The organism is Enterococcus sp. DIV0755f, assembly GCF_051713725.1.
GTDB classification, from domain to species: domain Bacteria; phylum Bacillota; class Bacilli; order Lactobacillales; family Enterococcaceae; genus Enterococcus_D; species Enterococcus_D casseliflavus.
Window position 1 is genome coordinate 2,986,530 of record NZ_JBIOQL010000001.1, and the last position, 15,787, is coordinate 3,002,316.

Below are 15,787 nucleotides of genomic sequence, written 5' to 3' on the forward strand. Positions count from 1 at the left end.
TGGAGGATTCCCCCATGTTTGATAAAACACCAAAGGAACTTGTGCTCAAAGATTTTTCTAATATCTACAATAAATGTCAATCAACCTTTGAACTAGTGACGAGCCGCAAATACAATGAATCATTGGTCCTATTAACGACTGCAGAAACGTATGCGATTGCTGAAAAAGCCTATATTCGCTGCGATACTGCCAAAGAGCTGCAAACAGCGGAAGTCATTGCTTTCTTTGATGCTTTTGAGATCTATTATTTTGAATTAAAACAAGTCCTTTTTCATGATGACGATGATTTTGTTTCTTTAAAAAATCGTTTAGAAAAAATGAAAGACACTTACGAAGCATTGACAGCCTCATTTCATTTGTTATGATGAAATCAAATCAAATGTGAAAAAGGTGACGTTATGAACCAAGAACAAGTGTTGGATCGTTTACGAGAAGAATTGGCCATGCCGTTTTTCGAAGCAAAACTAGAAGACAAAGAGTATTCCGAAGAAGACTATCAACAAGTCAAAGCGGATTTGGTAAAATACTTTGATGACTATGTACGCAATGTAGAAAATTAAGAAACAGCCTGCGATGATTCCTTCATCGCAGGCTGTTTTACTGTTATAACGTCACTAGAAAGTTTTGATTCGTCGTAGCTTCGATTTGAGGATGCTGTTTTAAATAGTCAGCAATCAGTTCCGTCATATCGACTTGAATCTCACGAACGATTTTTTCGGCAGAAAACATGGCGTAGTTGCCGCCACCTACTGCACGGTATTGGTTAATGACGATCTCTAATTCTTGATCCATCGCAATGGCTTTTTCTTCAAAGTCCAAGCGGGTGATTCGCTGACCGACGGGTTGACTAAGATCGATCGTATACTCGATGCCTTCATACATATCGTAGTTATAATATTGCGGTTTTGGCTCAATAAAAGCAGGATTGAAGACGATCTGACCGTCAACAACGGCTAAATAATCCGCCGTTTGTTCTAAAGCGGCTTTTAATTCGGCACCTGTTATTTTGACTACAGCTAACGTATTTGGGTAAATATAATTAGTGATCACATCTCGCATCGTGATTGTTGCGCCAAAGCCTTTGCCCTCATTGTTGAAAAGAGCAGTACCAGAAATTTTGGCGCCGCTGGCAGCCATCTGAACACGATTGATAAATTCAATATAAGGGTGCTCTTTCAAGCGTGCCCCCATCGGATCGGTGATTCGCATATCCCCACTGACTTTGCCTAACGGCTGATCTAGCCAGGTTTGTAATTCTTCTTCGATGGGTGCTAACAAAGCCAACGTCTCTTGATCTGGGACAGCATCTGCAACAGGGATCAACGCAGCCGTACTGTTTGTGACATAAACCCCTGTCTGATTTTTTTCAACCGTCAATTCGATGGCGCCGATAAAGCTTCCACGATAACCGGGCTGTACAACGGGGACACCATTGATTTTTGTGGCGATCTCACGGTGCTGGTGTCCTGTGAAGAACGCATCGATTCCTGAGACTTCCTGCAATAATTGATAGCCCTCATTTTCACCAGTCAATAATTCGGTCGGTTCTCCAGTGACTAAATCACGCTCGAAGCCGCCATGGTAGCTGACGACAACGATATCGGCTTTTTCTCTTAAGTAAGGCACATAGTTTTTCGCTGTCTCAACGATGCTGACAAACTGCATCCCGCGAATCGTCGCAGGCTGTTCCCAATGAGGAATATATGGCGTCACCATTCCTAAGATCGCGATCTTTACCCCTTCTTTTTCAATGATGGTGTAAGCTTGGCCAAAGAATGGTTCTCCCGCTTCATTTAAAATATTCGCTGCGAGTACTGGTGTTTGGTAGCTGGCGATCGCTTCTTGCAAATAAGGCAGACCGTAGTTGAACTCATGATTGCCTAAGACATGGACATCAACGTCCAGGTGGTTGACGACAGCGGTCAATGCGGCAACGGAGTGCTGGCTTTTGGCGATGTAATAGCTTAAGGGCGAGCCTTGGATAAAGTCGCCATTTTCGATCGTTACGACCGGTCCGGTGGCTGCTTGACGTAGCTCTTTCATTTTGGTAGCAATTTTTGCCACGCCGAATCCTTGTTCCGTGTCATCGGCAAAATTGGTTGGATAGACATAGCCATGCATATCGCTCGTTTCTAAAAACGTGATTTTCATTCAAAAGACTCCTTTTCCCCTCAATAGACCAAAAGGGCATGCGCATAAGTCGAAAACCCTCGAAAGCTAGCATTTTCTGCTTCCTTGTGTCTTCAAACCTTATGGCACAAACCCTTTTGTCTTTCATTCTCAGGTGTTTCCTTGATTATACCCTATTTTGACGAAGAAATTCAGAATTATTGGTTCCAAGCATCTTCTAATTGTGGTTTTGCGTTTTCAATCAATTGATCGACATCTTGATCTGTATTAGACAAAATGTTTTCCATGATTGAACGCATTTCATTGTAAGCAGGATCAGCATTTTCAATCACTGGGATCGAGAACAATTCTTTGGTTGCATCTTCTAATTTGGCAGCGACTTTTGTTTCAGGATTGTTTTTGTATTCATCGCTTTCCAAAACAGATTCAACAACTGGCATGTAGCCGGTATCGATCGCCCATGTTTTTTGCGCTTCTGGCGAAGTTAGGTATTTCATGTATTCAAAAGCAGCGGTGCGTTGCTCTGGTGTTGCGCTGTTGAACATATACAAGTCAGTTCCTTGTTGCAAGTTGATTGGTTCTGGACGTGCTGCTACGTCATATTCAAATTTGCCTTCGGTATCTTTTTTAACAAAGCCTTCCCCTGCGATTGAGCCGACATACATTGCGATTTGCTCGTTGGCAAATGGACCAGACAAGTATTTGTCAGAACCAGCGATTCGGAAGTAGCCGTCTTTAACACCATCTAGGTAGTAGTTGATGACTTCTTTTGATTCATCGCTGTCTAATTGCAAGTCTTTGTCAAAATCAACGCCTTGATTTTTCATTGCGATGGCATAGTAGTTGTTTAATGAGTCAAAACCAGCACCTACGACTTCACCGTTTGATTTTTCATAGATTTCTTGAGAAGCTTCTTTTAATTCTTCCAGGTTTGTTGGTACGTCAATACCATACTCGTCTAACATGTCTGCATTGTAAAACAGCATTTCTGTAGATTTGTTGAAAGGAATCCCGTATTGCACGCCGTCGATTTGTGCACCATCTAAAAGGGCACTGCGGATCTCTTCTTGGTCACCCCAACCGATAGTATCATCGTTGATGTATTCGCCAAGGTCAACTAGCATGTCATCTTGGGCAGCATTCCATAACCAACCAGGATATGCTTGGGTGATAGTTGGCAGATCTTTTGGTGAAGGCAAGGTTGAATTCACCTTTGCTTGCAAATCAGGATAGCTTGATTGGTTCTGCAATTCGATCTTGATGTTTGGATTTTCGTCCATGAATTGCTCGGTCAATTTCGTCAATGATTCTTCTTGCGCACCATTCATTGCATGCCAAAAGGTGACAGTCGTATCTTCGCTTAGTTCTGTAACGATTTCATCACTTTCGGTAGAACCAGATGAATCGTTGTTGTTTCCACAAGCCCCTAATACCAATGTCGCGGCTGCAGCTGCTGCAAATGCAAGTTTCTTTGTTTTCATTTTTTCCTCTCCTCTATCACTCTAAAATAATTTTTTCACCGCGCTGCGGCAATATTCTTTCACCATACGGATTCACCAGATTTTCTGGTTTCAGCGTATGGATTGGAACCAATCGTTGGGGCTCGATCCATGCAATGATCTGATCTAAATCAGCTGGTTTCGCATGTCCCGAGTTTGGCAAACGGACAAATTCGATCTCCAGTGCTGCCAATTGATCCAAAAAGACTTGATAAGCTGGATCAAAATCGCCTAACGGCTGCGCATCACTGTGAATATACAAACCACCCGTCTGCAAGTTTTCAAAATGCGCGACTGCTTGCCAAAGGTACTGGCTCGTGTCGGCACATAATGCCTGATAAGAAATGGCGAAGGCTGGATCGAGAGTCGCTGGTACTTGATTATCGATCGTATAGAACGGTACATCTTTATTGAAAATTTCTTTCAACAAAGCAGCTTGCGTCGCCTCTAAAACAACCGTCCGCGGCGCGGCTTCAACAAGCGCCATAAAGCGCTCGACATTGGCTGGATAGCCATTGAAAGTAATTTGTCGTTGGGGATTTTCTTTGACCAGACGCACGAAGGTCTCGATCAATTCTGTTTCACTTTCCACTGTGATCGCTTTGGGGTCCGGTTCTCTTTCTGGAAAGCTGATGCTGACCCCTTCCATCATCAATAGATCCGTGTGTTTGGCTAACTGACAGAATTCTTTGGTACGCTCTGGATGATAGCCATGCAAACGCAAATCACCGGTATAAGCGATAAAATGATCTGGCGTGCGAATCAACAAAGCTGCCGCACCGTACGCATCATGATCGACTGGAATGATCTCGACTTCGATTTCCCCGACCCGAATCACATCATGGGGTTCTAAGCCGATCAATTCACGGACAAAGCTTTTTTCTTCATGAGGAACGGGCAGCAAGAAGTCCCCTTTTTGATTCAACACTTCGAGGATCGCTTTGGTTTCCTTCAAGGTGTACATAGGAATATTTGGGTCTAAAAAGTTGATCATCTTGGAATGATCCAGATGGGCGTGGGAAAGAAAGACTGCTGTTTCTTGGTATTCTTTCGTTTCGCTTCCTTGGTACGTGTAATCTAAGCGTGGATCGTAGACATTTTTCAGTTCTGGTATCCAGCGATGCGCAACTAACGTTTGTAATTCTTCATCTGGTAAGGGTGTTTCTGGATGATACTCCGAACCGAAGTCAAAAAAGATATGGGCATCTTTGTACGCAACTTCGATGACGGTCCCTCCAATCGTTAAGATCCCGCTATGAAAGGTAATCGTCGTTTTATCCTTTGATGCCATCTTTAGCCACTCCTTTGATAATTTCTTTTCTAAAGATCAAGTAAATGATCAGAATTGGAATGACGGTCAAGGTCGCTGCCGCCATCTGTAAATGAACATCGCTGCCGCTTTCTGTGGTAAAGGCAGCCAACCCATTATTTAAGAGGCGGTATTTTTTCTCATTGGTTACTAGCAACGGCCATAAGAAGGAATTCCAGCTAGAGATGAACGTCAGAATCCCGACTGTCACCAAGGCTGGTTTAGACATGGGGATCAAAATTCGGCGGATATAAGCTAGGTCGCTGGCACCGTCAATTTTGGCTGCCTTATAAAAGGTATTAGAAATACTCTGTAAATAACCGTTTAAATAATAGATGTAAAAAATACTGGTCAGAAAGGGAATGATCAACGCACTATACGTATTCAATAAGCCCATTCGCGCAATCGTATTGTAATTGGTGAAAATGATCGATTCATAAGGAACCATCAATAACGAGATCATCAATCCGATAACTAACCGTTTGTATTTGAATTCAAGACTAGTCAATGCAAAGGCAGCTAGAATCGCAGTGATCAGCGTCGCGATAGTCGTCACCGCGGAAACGAAGACCGTATTAAAGAAGTAGCGTAAAAACGGTGCTCGGGTAAAAACTTCCCCGTAGTTGCTCCACTGGAAAGACTCTGGCATGATCGTCGGTGGAATACTGGTTGCTTCACTGTAGGTCATTAGACCAGCTAAAATCATATAGACAAAGGGAAACAGCGTGATCACTGCTAAAATTGCTAAAAACAGCATCGAAACAATCGTGACAATTTTTTTCATTCGTTTATTCGCCCACTTTCTTCAAAAGTTTATTTTGGATAAAGGTGACGAGCAAAATAATGATGAACAAGATCACGGTTGCCGCCATTGCAATCCCCGGACGTCCGGCGATATGGAATTTGTCATAAATATAAAAGACTGCCGTGGTTGCACTGCGGGCGATCCCTGGCTGTCCGCCAAACAAGGCATATACTTGAGTATAGACTTTAAAGGCACTGATCAGATTGACCGTTAACAAGAAGGCAAAAGTCGGGATCAACTGCGGAAAGGTGATTTTCCGAAAAATCTCGCCATCGGTGGCGCCAAACATTTTTGCGATTTTGTAGTGTTCTTTGTCGATGTTGCGCATTCCTGCCAACAAGATAATAATGTTGAAGGCGAGGCTCGTCCAAACGCCAAAGATGATCAAGGTCGTCATACTCATATTGACATTATCCAGCCAGTTGACTGGTGGAATGCCGACAAGACTCAACAAATAGTTGATGATCCCGTAAGAGCCATTGAAAAAGTAGCGAAACACGATCCCGATGGCAATCGTACTCGTGACATAAGGCATAAAAAAGATCGTTTCAAAAAAACTTTTGTATTTGACTTTTTCAAAAATGATCCACGCAATCGCTAAAGAAAGGATCAACGCGATCGGTACGACCGCAAAAGCAAAGAGCGCCGTATTTTGCAGTGCTCGAAAGAAGACTGGGTCCGTTAAAACCCTTTGATAGTTCTCAAGCCCAGCATACTGTTGGTTAATCAAGGTTCCTTTTTGGAAACTCATGATGAAGGAACGAAACAGCGGATATACACTGAATAAGAAAATAATGACCAATGAAGGCAGTAAAAACAGCCATGCTTTCGGTTGGTTCTCAGGGTTATAATTTTTTTTGAACATTAGTAGACCCGCTCTCCTTTTTCATCAAAGATAAAGGCTTTTTTGTAATGAAAATCAAATGACACTTGCGCGCCTTCTTCAATGATTTCTTCAATACTAACGATCGATTTCATATGTTTGTCAGCCAGATCAAAGTTCAAGATTCGTTCTCTTCCGATCAGCTCCACACTCTTGACTTCCGTTTGGAACAAACCTGCTTGCAAGGTGGTCAGCACATCTTCTGGACGAATGCCTAACGTGTATTGGCCGTCTGTTAATGGTTTCTTGAAGCGAAGGTCAGTAAAACGGTCAACTGGTACAGTGAAGGCAGGATGGATCATTTGACCCTCTTTGACTTCTACTGGCAAGATGTTGATGATTGGATTACCGATGAATTTCGCTACAAAAAGATTGTTTGGTTCTAAGTAAAGGTTTTGCGGATCATCATTTTGTTGAATGATCCCCTCGTTCATCAAGATGATCTTATCACTGATAGAAAGAGCTTCTTCTTGGTCATGGGTCACGAAGATCGTGGTGATGCCCACTTCTTTGACTAACCGACGGATCTCTTCACGGATCTTCAAGCGCAAACGGGCATCTAAATTACTTAATGGTTCATCCAGTAGTAAGACTTCTGGACTTTGCACCAAGGCACGCGTGATCGCTACCCGTTGCTGCTGTCCGCCAGAAAGGGTTCCTGGTTTTTTCTGACTTAACTCTTCAATATTGGTCAGTTTCATGAACTTTTCAGCAATTTTCTGTGCTTCGTTTTTCTTGATCTTTTTCTCTCCGACTGTCAGTGGAAACATGACATTTTCTAAAACAGTCATATGGGGATAAAGGGCATAATTCTGAAAAACAAACCCGATATTGCGGTCTTTTGGCTCGGTCTTAACAACGGAAGAACCATTAAAGCGGATATCACCATCGGTGGGACTCAACAACCCCGCGATCAAATTCAATATCGTCGATTTCCCACAACCACTTGGTCCCAACAAACAAACCAAATCGCCTTTTTCTATTGTAAAATCTACTGCTTTCAAGGCTTCAAACTTATTATCGAAAACCTTCTTCAACCCGACTACTTCTATCAAAACTGCCCCTCCATTTTCTCTTTTTCCTCCGAATAGTTGACTGGCATTTCAAGTCACAAAAAAAACGAACTCTTGATGTTTCGGTCAAACGCTCAAAGAAATTCGATTTTAATCATAACAAACGAATGTTTTTATTCGATACCATTATTGTAAATGTTTTGTAAAAATCATTGGGAATTATGAAAGAATTTTTAATTAATTTACCTTTTAATGAGAAAACAATGAGCCAAACAACGCAGTTTCTAGCCAGTAAACACGAACATTTTAACGTTTTTAGAAAATTTTCATGAAAAACGGGTAAAAATTATCAATCCTTTAGTATCCATTGATGTTAACACTATTTTTACGCGACTTTTTGTCCAAAAGCACCTTTAGTAATTGTTTACTAAGACCATCAGTATTTCTTCTTTTAAAATAACAAAAAAAGGATGATTATTAAAAAAACAATCGTCCTTTTTTTCATTCTATCCTTCGCCTCAGTCACCCGTCAGCGTCAGCAATTTCGTTGAAACTTGCTCAAGAAAATAACGGTCGTGTTCAATGATCAGCATAGAAGGCTCCACCAAATGGATCACTTCCTCTAATTGCTTTTGATTGAAGACGTCCAAATAATTTAGCGGTTCATCCCAGATAAACAATTCTGCTGGTGTTGCTAATGATTTGGCTAGTTCCACGCGTTTACGCTGCCCCATGCTCATTTGCTGGATCGGCGTTTGAAAGACAGCTCTTTCCAAGCCAAGCTTTTTTAAGTTATTTAGCAGATCTTGATAATTCAAGCCATGCTCTTGGGCAAATTCTGTCAGCATCCCACAGTTGTCCTCGTAGTTTTGTCGGACATAACTGATGGTGATCCCATGGGCTGTTTTGATCGTCCCTGTCTGCTGTCCATCGAAAGTACCTAAAATACTCGCAATCAAACTGGACTTGCCAGATCCGTTGGCCCCTTGAATCCCCAAGCGCTCTTTTTGACGGATCGCAAACGTCAGCGGTTTAAACAAAGGCTGCTCATAGCCAAGCTGAAAATGCTCTGCTTCCAGCAACACATCATGATGGCTAACAAGCGGAGTCATTTTCAGAGGATCAATCCACTCAATGTCTTTTAACAACGCAGACTTGTCTTGAATTTGATCTTCCATCCGTTTAACGATCGCTTTCGAGCGCTTCATGGTCCGTGCCGCTCGGGCACCGATCGCCCCCGTATCATAGATTGCCCCGCTGCCTTTTTTGGTCGGCGACCCTAATTTGTCCCGTTCGCGTCCTCGGGACCACTCCGCTTTCTCGGCTGCCGTCTGCTTCAAACGACCGATTTCTTTTTTCAACTTGCTGTTTTGTTCTTGCTCATACGCATCTTTTTGCTGCTTTTGCAGCTCATAGACTGAATAATTCCCTTTGTACAGCACCAAGCGGCTTTTTTCGATCGCCAATACATGATCGACGACGTCATCGACAAACTGTCGATCATGGCTCACAACGATAAACCCGGTTTTTTGCTGCAAATAGCGGGCAACATGTTCGCGAGCAGTCACATCCAAATGGTTGGTTGGTTCATCGATCAAAGGAAAATTCTCTTCATCAACGAACAACCGCGCCAACAGGACTTTCGTTTGCTCGCCGCCAGATAAAGTGGCAAAGGGCCGCCAAAGAACTTCTGGATCAAGCTGCAGCAGGTTCAATTCCCGTTCCAAACGCCACTGCTCAAATTCGCCAGATTCCTGTAAAACAAAAAGCGTCAGTTGCTGATCGTCAGCGACGGGTAAGGGAAAATAAACGAATTGCTGCTCATGGGTAATCGAGCCGCTATAAGGCAATTCATTGAGCAGCAGACGCAGCAAGGTCGTTTTGCCGCGACCATTTCTGCCAATCAACCCTAATTTCCATTGTGTATCAAGGTTCAAGTTGGCATCCTCAAAAAGCAACCGTTCTTGGCTGTCAAAGCCAAAAGTTAAATGATTAATACTGATATTCGACATAAATATACCTCGTCTCTATTCACGGAATAGAGTAGACCTAAAGCTATTTTCAGAATCAGTTTTTAGAGGTACACAAAAAGATCCCCCATCGAAAAAGTCAACCAATCCTGAAAATCTGCAGACTATCCCCTTGGAGGAACAGTTTCATGCAGCTTTCAACAAATTGGTTAATTTTTCAATGGAGGATCCCTCATTTCGTTTAATAGTGCCCTAAGTATAGCATTGATCGGCAAAAAAGCGCAAGTTCAGTACCCCCTGCTGCTTTTCCTTTATATTTTATTCACAAACTAAACCCGTTGTCGCTGGAAACGTTTCATTAAAAAACACTTGAAACACAAAAAAACCATCAGGTTGGTTAGTCCTGATGGCAAAAGGAGTAAAATGAAAAATAAAAAGGTTGTTGGTTGTGAATTCATTATACCTCCGATAAAAAAACTTTACATGTGAAAAACATAACAGTTAAATTAAATAACTCTTGTTTAACTTGAATGTTTATCATTTTTTTAACAATAAAGCCGTCATCCGTTGAATGGCAAAAGAAATTTCGTCGGTTGCTTCATCTTGCTTGGCTTCTGCCGCATCAAAGGCTTCTTGGTCGATTTTGTTATCGAGACTCAAAATCATCTCATCACAGCCAGCAACATATTTCATATACGCCCGTTCGAATTTTTTATGGATCCCCATCACATTCGCTGGGGGACGCAATTTGCTGATTTTTTCCAGCATCAAGCGGTATTTGTCCGTGCCTTCTTTAAAAATTCTGGTAATCTCAGCTAGCCGCTCAGGTGTTACCTCGGCTTCTTTCTTCTCGTCGATCGCTTTGCGGATCTCTTCATAATTGGGATTCATTTTCTCCCCGATCGCTTCTGTTTCTTTGACAAGATCGTTGATTGTTTGTACATAAAAACCTAAGTTTGGTCGCACAGTGGGTCCCCTACTTTCTTTGTTATTATCTCCTATTTTACCGTTTCTTACTGCAAATGAAAAGGTCAAGTAACAGCCGCAGGGTTTATCGAAAATAAGCCAGCAAAAAATGGCCTGCTGCCCAGGGAGAAGGACAGCAGACCATTGATTGTTTTTCCGTTTATTTTTGGCTTATTTGCGTCCCATTGCTCGTTGGATCGCTTTGACGATCTCAACGACTGGAATGATCGCAAAGGAGGCGCCTAAAACGATGCCCCATTGATACAAGTCAAGGTGTGCAACACGGAAGATATCATTTAATCCTGGCACGATGAAAATCACCAGCATCAACGCAAAGGACAACAGGATCGCCCAGTTGAAGGCTTTGTTTCTAAATGCCCCTACTTTAAAGAGCGACTGATGGATCGATTTGACGTTGAAGGCATGGAACAACTGCATCAATCCTAACGTGGCAAAGGCCATCGTTAAGGCATCGGCATGGATCGCATCGTACGTATTGTGAACGGGCCATTGGATCGCTGACCAATAAACGAACAGCACGGTTGCCGCTTCCAAGATCCCTTGGTAGATGATACTGCTCATCACACCACCAGAGAAGAAATTGGAACTGCGTCCCCGCGGTGCATGTTTCATTAGATCTTTTTCAGCAGGCTCCATTCCTAAAGCAATTGCTGGGAATGTATCCGTTACTAGGTTGATCCAAAGCAAGTGGATCGGCAATAGCGAGTCCCAACCCCACAAGGTTGCTAAGAACAAGGTCAAAACTTCCCCTAGGTTAGCGGCTAGCAAGTATTGAATCGCTTTTTGAATATTGGAGAAGACTTTTCGTCCTTCTTCCACTGCTACGACGATCGTAGCGAAGTTGTCATCTGCTAGGACCATATCGGAAGCACCTTTAGAAACTTCGGTACCTGTGATCCCCATGCCAACACCAATATCGGCTTGCTTCAGTGACGGTGCATCGTTGACCCCGTCACCAGTCATGGCAACGACTTTGCCTTCTTGTTGCCAAGCTTTGACGATCCGAACTTTATGTTCAGGTGATACCCGTGCATAGACTGAGTAGTTCGCTACCTTTTGGGCAAACTCTTCTTCGCTCATTTTATTGAGTTCAGCGCCAGTCAAGACGGCATCATCATCGCCCGGTTTGATGATCCCTAAACGTCCCGCAATGGCTTCAGCTGTATCGCGGTGGTCTCCGGTGATCATGATTGGACGAATCCCAGCTTCTTTGGCTAAACGTACCGCATCGGCTGCTTCTGCCCGTTCTGGGTCGATCATTCCGACTAAGCCAGCAAAGACCAAATCATTTTCGACGATTTCTGATTCTAAGTTTTCTGGTACTTGGTCTACATATTTGTAGGCCATCCCCAATACCCGCAGTGCTTGTTTTGCCATATCGGTATTGTTGAATAAGATTTTTTCTTTTTCTTCATTGGTCATCGGCAGCTCTTGGCCGTCCAGTAGTACTTTTGAGGTTCTGCCTAGCAAGACATCTGGTGCGCCTTTGACAGCAACTAAATAGCGACCGTCTTCTTGTTGGTGGATCGTACTCATAAGTTTTCGGTCAGAATCAAATGGCAGATCTGCTACCCGTGGTTCTTGATTGACAAGATCTCGCACATGGAATCCTTGATCCATCCCGAATTGCACCAATGCGGTCTCAGTCGGATCACCGATCAAGTTGCCTTCTTCACCAAATTTTGTATCATTGGCAAAGTTCATGACTTTTAATGCCATGTTGTCTAACGGAATATCTTCTGAAGCAGCATGTTGCTTGTCATTGACATACAATTTTTCCACGGTCATTTGATTCAACGTCAACGTACCAGTTTTATCAGAAGCGATAATATCGGTTGCCCCAAGGGTTTCAACCGCTGGCAATTTACGGATCACTGCATTTCGTTTCGCCATTACTTGCGTACCTAAGGCTAAGATGATCGTTACGATCGCTGGCAGCCCTTCTGGGATCGCCGCTACTGCTAATGAGATCGAAGTCAATAGCATGTCGACCCATGACGTATTGTTAAAGATCGTTCCAACAAAGAACATGATCACTGCAATGATAATGATGGCGATCGTCAGGAATTTTCCTAGTTCATTTAAGTTACGCTTCAATGGTGTTTCGGTTTCTTGGGCGCTAGCCAGCATGCCAGCGATTTTCCCAACTTCAGTTCCCATCCCTGTATTGACCACGACCCCTTTGCCGCGGCCATAGGTCACATTACTGTTTGAATATGCCATATTGACGCGATCGCCGATCCCGACATCCGTCCCTTCGATGACGGTCAATTCTTTTTCGACTGGTACGGACTCACCGGTCAAAGCAGCTTCTTCAATTTTTAACGAGCTTGCTTCTAAAAGGCGTAAATCTGCTGGTACGACATCGCCAGCTTCTAATAGAACAATATCCCCTGGAACCAATTCATCGCTCTTGATGGTGACGGTATGACCATTACGCAACACATTGGCATTTGGTGTAGACATTTCTCTTAGTGCTTCGATCGCCTGCTCCGCCTTCGCCTCTTGAACGACACCCATGATCGCGTTGATAATGACAACTGCTAAAATAATAATTGAGTCCACGACTTCATGGGAAACGACTGCTGAGATAATCGCCGCCGCTAGCAAAACGATGATCATCAAATCTTTGAATTGTTCAAAGAATTTTTGTACCATCGATTTCTTTTTGCCTTCTTCTAATTCGTTGGGACCATACTCAGATAAGCGTTTTTGTGCTTCATCGTTCGTTAATCCATTGGCATCTGTTTGCATTTCTTCCAGAACATGCTGCGCTTCTTGCGCATAAAACGCCTGCGATAGCTGTTCCTTTTTGTTTTCTTCTGACATGTTTCTCCTCCTTTTATATTTACTCTTCCTTTATTGTACATGATATGAAAAAAAATAGACTTATGTATGCACTGTCTAAGCATACATAAGTCTCACTGTTTAAGACAGCACCAGAAATTTCTTTCAGGATGGTGATACTGCCGCAGATAAAATCCGCCAATTACTCCCTCATGTTCATGTCAATAACCTACATTATACAAAAACTTTTCAGGTCTGGCAATTTTATTTTTGCTGAAACTAGCAGAAGGATTTCTCCTAAGAATCAGGCGATGATCGAGCCGTTTGGCATGCCTTTTGGTGCTTCCACGATTTGCAGACGACCGTCATTGTCTTCTGCTGAAAGGATCATTCCTTGGCTGACTTGTCCCCGCATTTTCCGCGGTTTCAAGTTAGCAACGATCACGACTTTTTTACCGATCAAATCTTGCGGTTCTGGATAAAATTCAGCGATCCCCGATAAAATTTGACGATCTTGATCATCTCCCGCAGCTAAGCGGAATTGCAGCAGCTTGTCGGCGCCTTTGACTTTTTGACAGTCAACGACTTCTGCCACTTTTAATTCGATCTTGTCGAAGTCTTCGTATTTGATCTCAGCTTTTTCGGATTGCAATGTGGTTTCTTCTGGATTCCATTTGACTGTTTCTTCTGGACTTTGCGTCCCTTCAGCCATTTTCTTTTGGATGTAGGCTACTTCTGTTTCAAGTTCCAAACGAGGGAAAATCGGTGTGCCTTTGGCAACGACTTTCGTGCCGCTTGGAAATTCACCAAAGCGTAAATCTTTCAGATCCATGGCAACAGAAGCCAGTCCTAATTGTTGGAAAATATTGGCTGGTGTTTCTGTCATCACCGGTTGCAATAAGATCGCAACGATGCGTAAGCTTTCCGCTAAATGAACCATTACACTGTTTAATTCAGCACGCTTTTCTTCTTCTTTGGCTAATACCCATGGTTGAGTTTCGTCAATGTATTTGTTGGCACGGGAGATCAATGTCCAAACTTCTGACAATGCCGTACTGAATTCCATTTTATCCATGGCTTCATGGTAACGACCAACCACATTGGCCGCAGTCGTTGACAGCTCGCTATCAAAAGGCGTCACTTTTGAGGCATAATCTGGGACTAAGCCATCACAATATTTATTGATCATAGCGATCGTCCGATTCAACAGGTTGCCTAAGTCATTGGCTAGATCGTAGTTCAAACGAGAAACGAAATCTTCTGGTGTAAATACACCATCGCTACCAAAAGGAACCGCCCGTAATAGATAATAACGCAACGCATCTAAACTGTAGCGCTCCACTAACATTTCTGGATAAACGACATTGCCTTTAGATTTCGACATCTTGCCGTCTTTCATCATCAACCAGCCATGACCAAAGATTTTTTTCGGCAATGGCAAGTCTAATGCCATCAGCATGATTGGCCAATAGATCGTATGGAAACGCACGATTTCTTTCCCAACCATATGCACGTCAGCTGGCCAGTATTTTTGGAACAAGGAATCGTCGTCTGAGCCATAGCCTAATGCCGTAATATAGTTGGATAACGCATCGATCCACACATACACCACGTGTTCAGGGCTAGCAGTGACTGGGATACCCCATTTAAAGGTCGTTCTGGAAACAGCCAGGTCTTCTAAGCCTGGTTTGATGAAATTATTCAGCATTTCATTTTTACGTGATTCTGGTTGAATGAACTCTGGGTGCTCATCATAGTATTCAACCAAACGATCGGCATATTTGCTCATGCGGAAGAAATAAGAAGATTCCTTCACCAATTCTACCTCATGACCGCTTGGCGCTTTACCGCCGATGACTTTGCCCTCTTCATCTCGGTAAACTTCTGCTAATTGCGTTTCAGTAAAGTATTCTTCATCAGAAACGGAATACCACCCTTCATATTCACCAAGATAGATATCTCCTTGATCAAGCAATTGCTGGAAGATTTTTTGAACGGCTTTTTTATGGTAATCATCCGTTGTACGGATAAATTTATCGTAACTGATGTCTAGTGTGTTCCATAGTTTCTTGACGTCAGCTGCCATTTTGTCGACGTATTCTTGCGGATCTACGCCAAGTTCTTCTGCTTTTTTCTCGATTTTTTGACCGTGCTCATCGACACCCGTCAAATAAAAGACATCAAAGCCCATCAATCGTTTGTATCGTGCTACCGCATCACAAGCGATCGTCGTGTAAGAATTCCCGATGTGCAGCTTGCCGCTTGGATAATAAATTGGCGTCGTAATATAGAATGTTTCTTTTTCAGCCATGGACGCAAGTCCTCCTTTTCACTAGTAAAGTGTATACTTAGGTAGTATACAGTTCGCAACCCAAAAATGCTATAATTTTAATCAAAAAAGCGG

12 protein-coding genes are annotated in these 15,787 nt (G+C 42.9%); 2 read left to right on the forward strand and 10 right to left on the reverse strand.

The window, feature by feature from the left end:
• Window positions 1-14: 14 nt before the first annotated feature.
• Both IGI73_RS13710 and IGI73_RS13715 read left to right on the forward strand, forming a co-directional pair.
• Window positions 15-365 (forward strand): hypothetical protein, encoded by a 351-nt coding sequence (locus IGI73_RS13710; protein WP_005233740.1) that lies wholly within the window; start codon window positions 15-17, stop codon window positions 363-365.
• 33 nt (window positions 366-398) lie between these two features.
• Entirely contained in the window at window positions 399-560 is a 162-nt protein-coding gene (locus tag IGI73_RS13715; RefSeq protein WP_005228019.1) for a hypothetical protein, read from the forward strand.
• 43 nt (window positions 561-603) lie between these two features.
• Here the strand turns inward: IGI73_RS13715 and IGI73_RS13720 are convergent, their stop codons facing one another.
• The 10 genes from IGI73_RS13720 to metG form a co-directional block, all read right to left on the reverse strand.
• Window positions 604-2,151, reverse strand: coding sequence for a bifunctional metallophosphatase/5'-nucleotidase (locus IGI73_RS13720; RefSeq protein WP_438759262.1), 1,548 nt, complete (start codon window positions 2,149-2,151; stop codon window positions 604-606).
• Between the two features lie 176 nt (window positions 2,152-2,327).
• On the reverse strand, window positions 2,328-3,611 hold the full coding sequence (locus tag IGI73_RS13725; RefSeq protein ID WP_016609876.1) for an ABC transporter substrate-binding protein: 1,284 nt from the start codon (window positions 3,609-3,611) through the stop codon (window positions 2,328-2,330).
• A gap of 16 nt (window positions 3,612-3,627) precedes the next feature.
• Entirely contained in the window at window positions 3,628-4,920 is a 1,293-nt protein-coding gene (locus IGI73_RS13730; protein ID WP_438759263.1) for an MBL fold metallo-hydrolase, read from the reverse strand.
• Entirely contained in the window at window positions 4,904-5,722 is an 819-nt protein-coding gene (locus IGI73_RS13735) for a carbohydrate ABC transporter permease (RefSeq protein WP_005228015.1), read from the reverse strand. The genes IGI73_RS13730 and IGI73_RS13735 overlap by 17 nt, the downstream gene beginning before the upstream one ends.
• Window positions 5,723-5,726: 4 nt before the next feature.
• Complete coding sequence (locus IGI73_RS13740) at window positions 5,727-6,608, reverse strand: carbohydrate ABC transporter permease (RefSeq protein WP_005228014.1); 882 nt, start codon at window positions 6,606-6,608, stop codon at window positions 5,727-5,729.
• The gene (locus IGI73_RS13745) at window positions 6,608-7,681 is read right to left on the reverse strand and encodes an ABC transporter ATP-binding protein (protein WP_151195592.1); all 1,074 of its coding nucleotides are present in this window, start codon (window positions 7,679-7,681) and stop codon (window positions 6,608-6,610) included. Before IGI73_RS13745 ends, IGI73_RS13740 begins: the two co-directional genes overlap by 1 nt.
• Before the next feature lie 476 nt (window positions 7,682-8,157).
• Window positions 8,158-9,651, reverse strand: a complete 1,494-nt coding sequence (gene abc-f / locus IGI73_RS13750) for a ribosomal protection-like ABC-F family protein (RefSeq protein WP_074934082.1) — start codon at window positions 9,649-9,651, stop codon at window positions 8,158-8,160.
• A gap of 495 nt (window positions 9,652-10,146) precedes the next feature.
• Entirely contained in the window at window positions 10,147-10,575 is a 429-nt protein-coding gene (locus IGI73_RS13755; RefSeq protein ID WP_005228008.1) for a hypothetical protein, read from the reverse strand.
• 171 nt (window positions 10,576-10,746) lie between these two features.
• Window positions 10,747-13,425 (reverse strand): cation-translocating P-type ATPase, encoded by a 2,679-nt coding sequence (locus tag IGI73_RS13760; protein WP_005228006.1) that lies wholly within the window; start codon window positions 13,423-13,425, stop codon window positions 10,747-10,749.
• Between the two features lie 262 nt (window positions 13,426-13,687).
• On the reverse strand, window positions 13,688-15,694 hold the full coding sequence (gene metG, locus IGI73_RS13765) for a methionine--tRNA ligase (protein WP_005228005.1): 2,007 nt from the start codon (window positions 15,692-15,694) through the stop codon (window positions 13,688-13,690).
• Window positions 15,695-15,787: the final 93 nt, after the last annotated feature.

Excerpts from the sequence above, each read along its gene's own strand:
- IGI73_RS13710 (WP_005233740.1), top strand. The coding sequence starts at position 15 with ATGTTTGATAAAACACCAAAGGAACTTGTGCTCAAAGATTTTTCTAAT.
- IGI73_RS13715 (WP_005228019.1), top strand. The coding sequence starts at position 399 with ATGAACCAAGAACAAGTGTTGGATCGTTTACGAGAAGAATTGGCCATG.
- IGI73_RS13720 (WP_438759262.1), bottom strand. The coding sequence starts at position 2,151 with ATGAAAATCACGTTTTTAGAAACGAGCGATATGCATGGCTATGTCTAT.
- IGI73_RS13725 (WP_016609876.1), bottom strand. The coding sequence starts at position 3,611 with ATGAAAACAAAGAAACTTGCATTTGCAGCAGCTGCAGCCGCGACATTG.
- IGI73_RS13730 (WP_438759263.1), bottom strand. The coding sequence starts at position 4,920 with ATGGCATCAAAGGATAAAACGACGATTACCTTTCATAGCGGGATCTTA.
- IGI73_RS13735 (WP_005228015.1), bottom strand. The coding sequence starts at position 5,722 with ATGAAAAAAATTGTCACGATTGTTTCGATGCTGTTTTTAGCAATTTTA.
- IGI73_RS13740 (WP_005228014.1), bottom strand. The coding sequence starts at position 6,608 with ATGTTCAAAAAAAATTATAACCCTGAGAACCAACCGAAAGCATGGCTG.
- abc-f (WP_074934082.1), bottom strand. The coding sequence starts at position 9,651 with ATGTCGAATATCAGTATTAATCATTTAACTTTTGGCTTTGACAGCCAA.
- IGI73_RS13760 (WP_005228006.1), bottom strand. The coding sequence starts at position 13,425 with ATGTCAGAAGAAAACAAAAAGGAACAGCTATCGCAGGCGTTTTATGCG.
- metG (WP_005228005.1), bottom strand. The coding sequence starts at position 15,694 with ATGGCTGAAAAAGAAACATTCTATATTACGACGCCAATTTATTATCCA.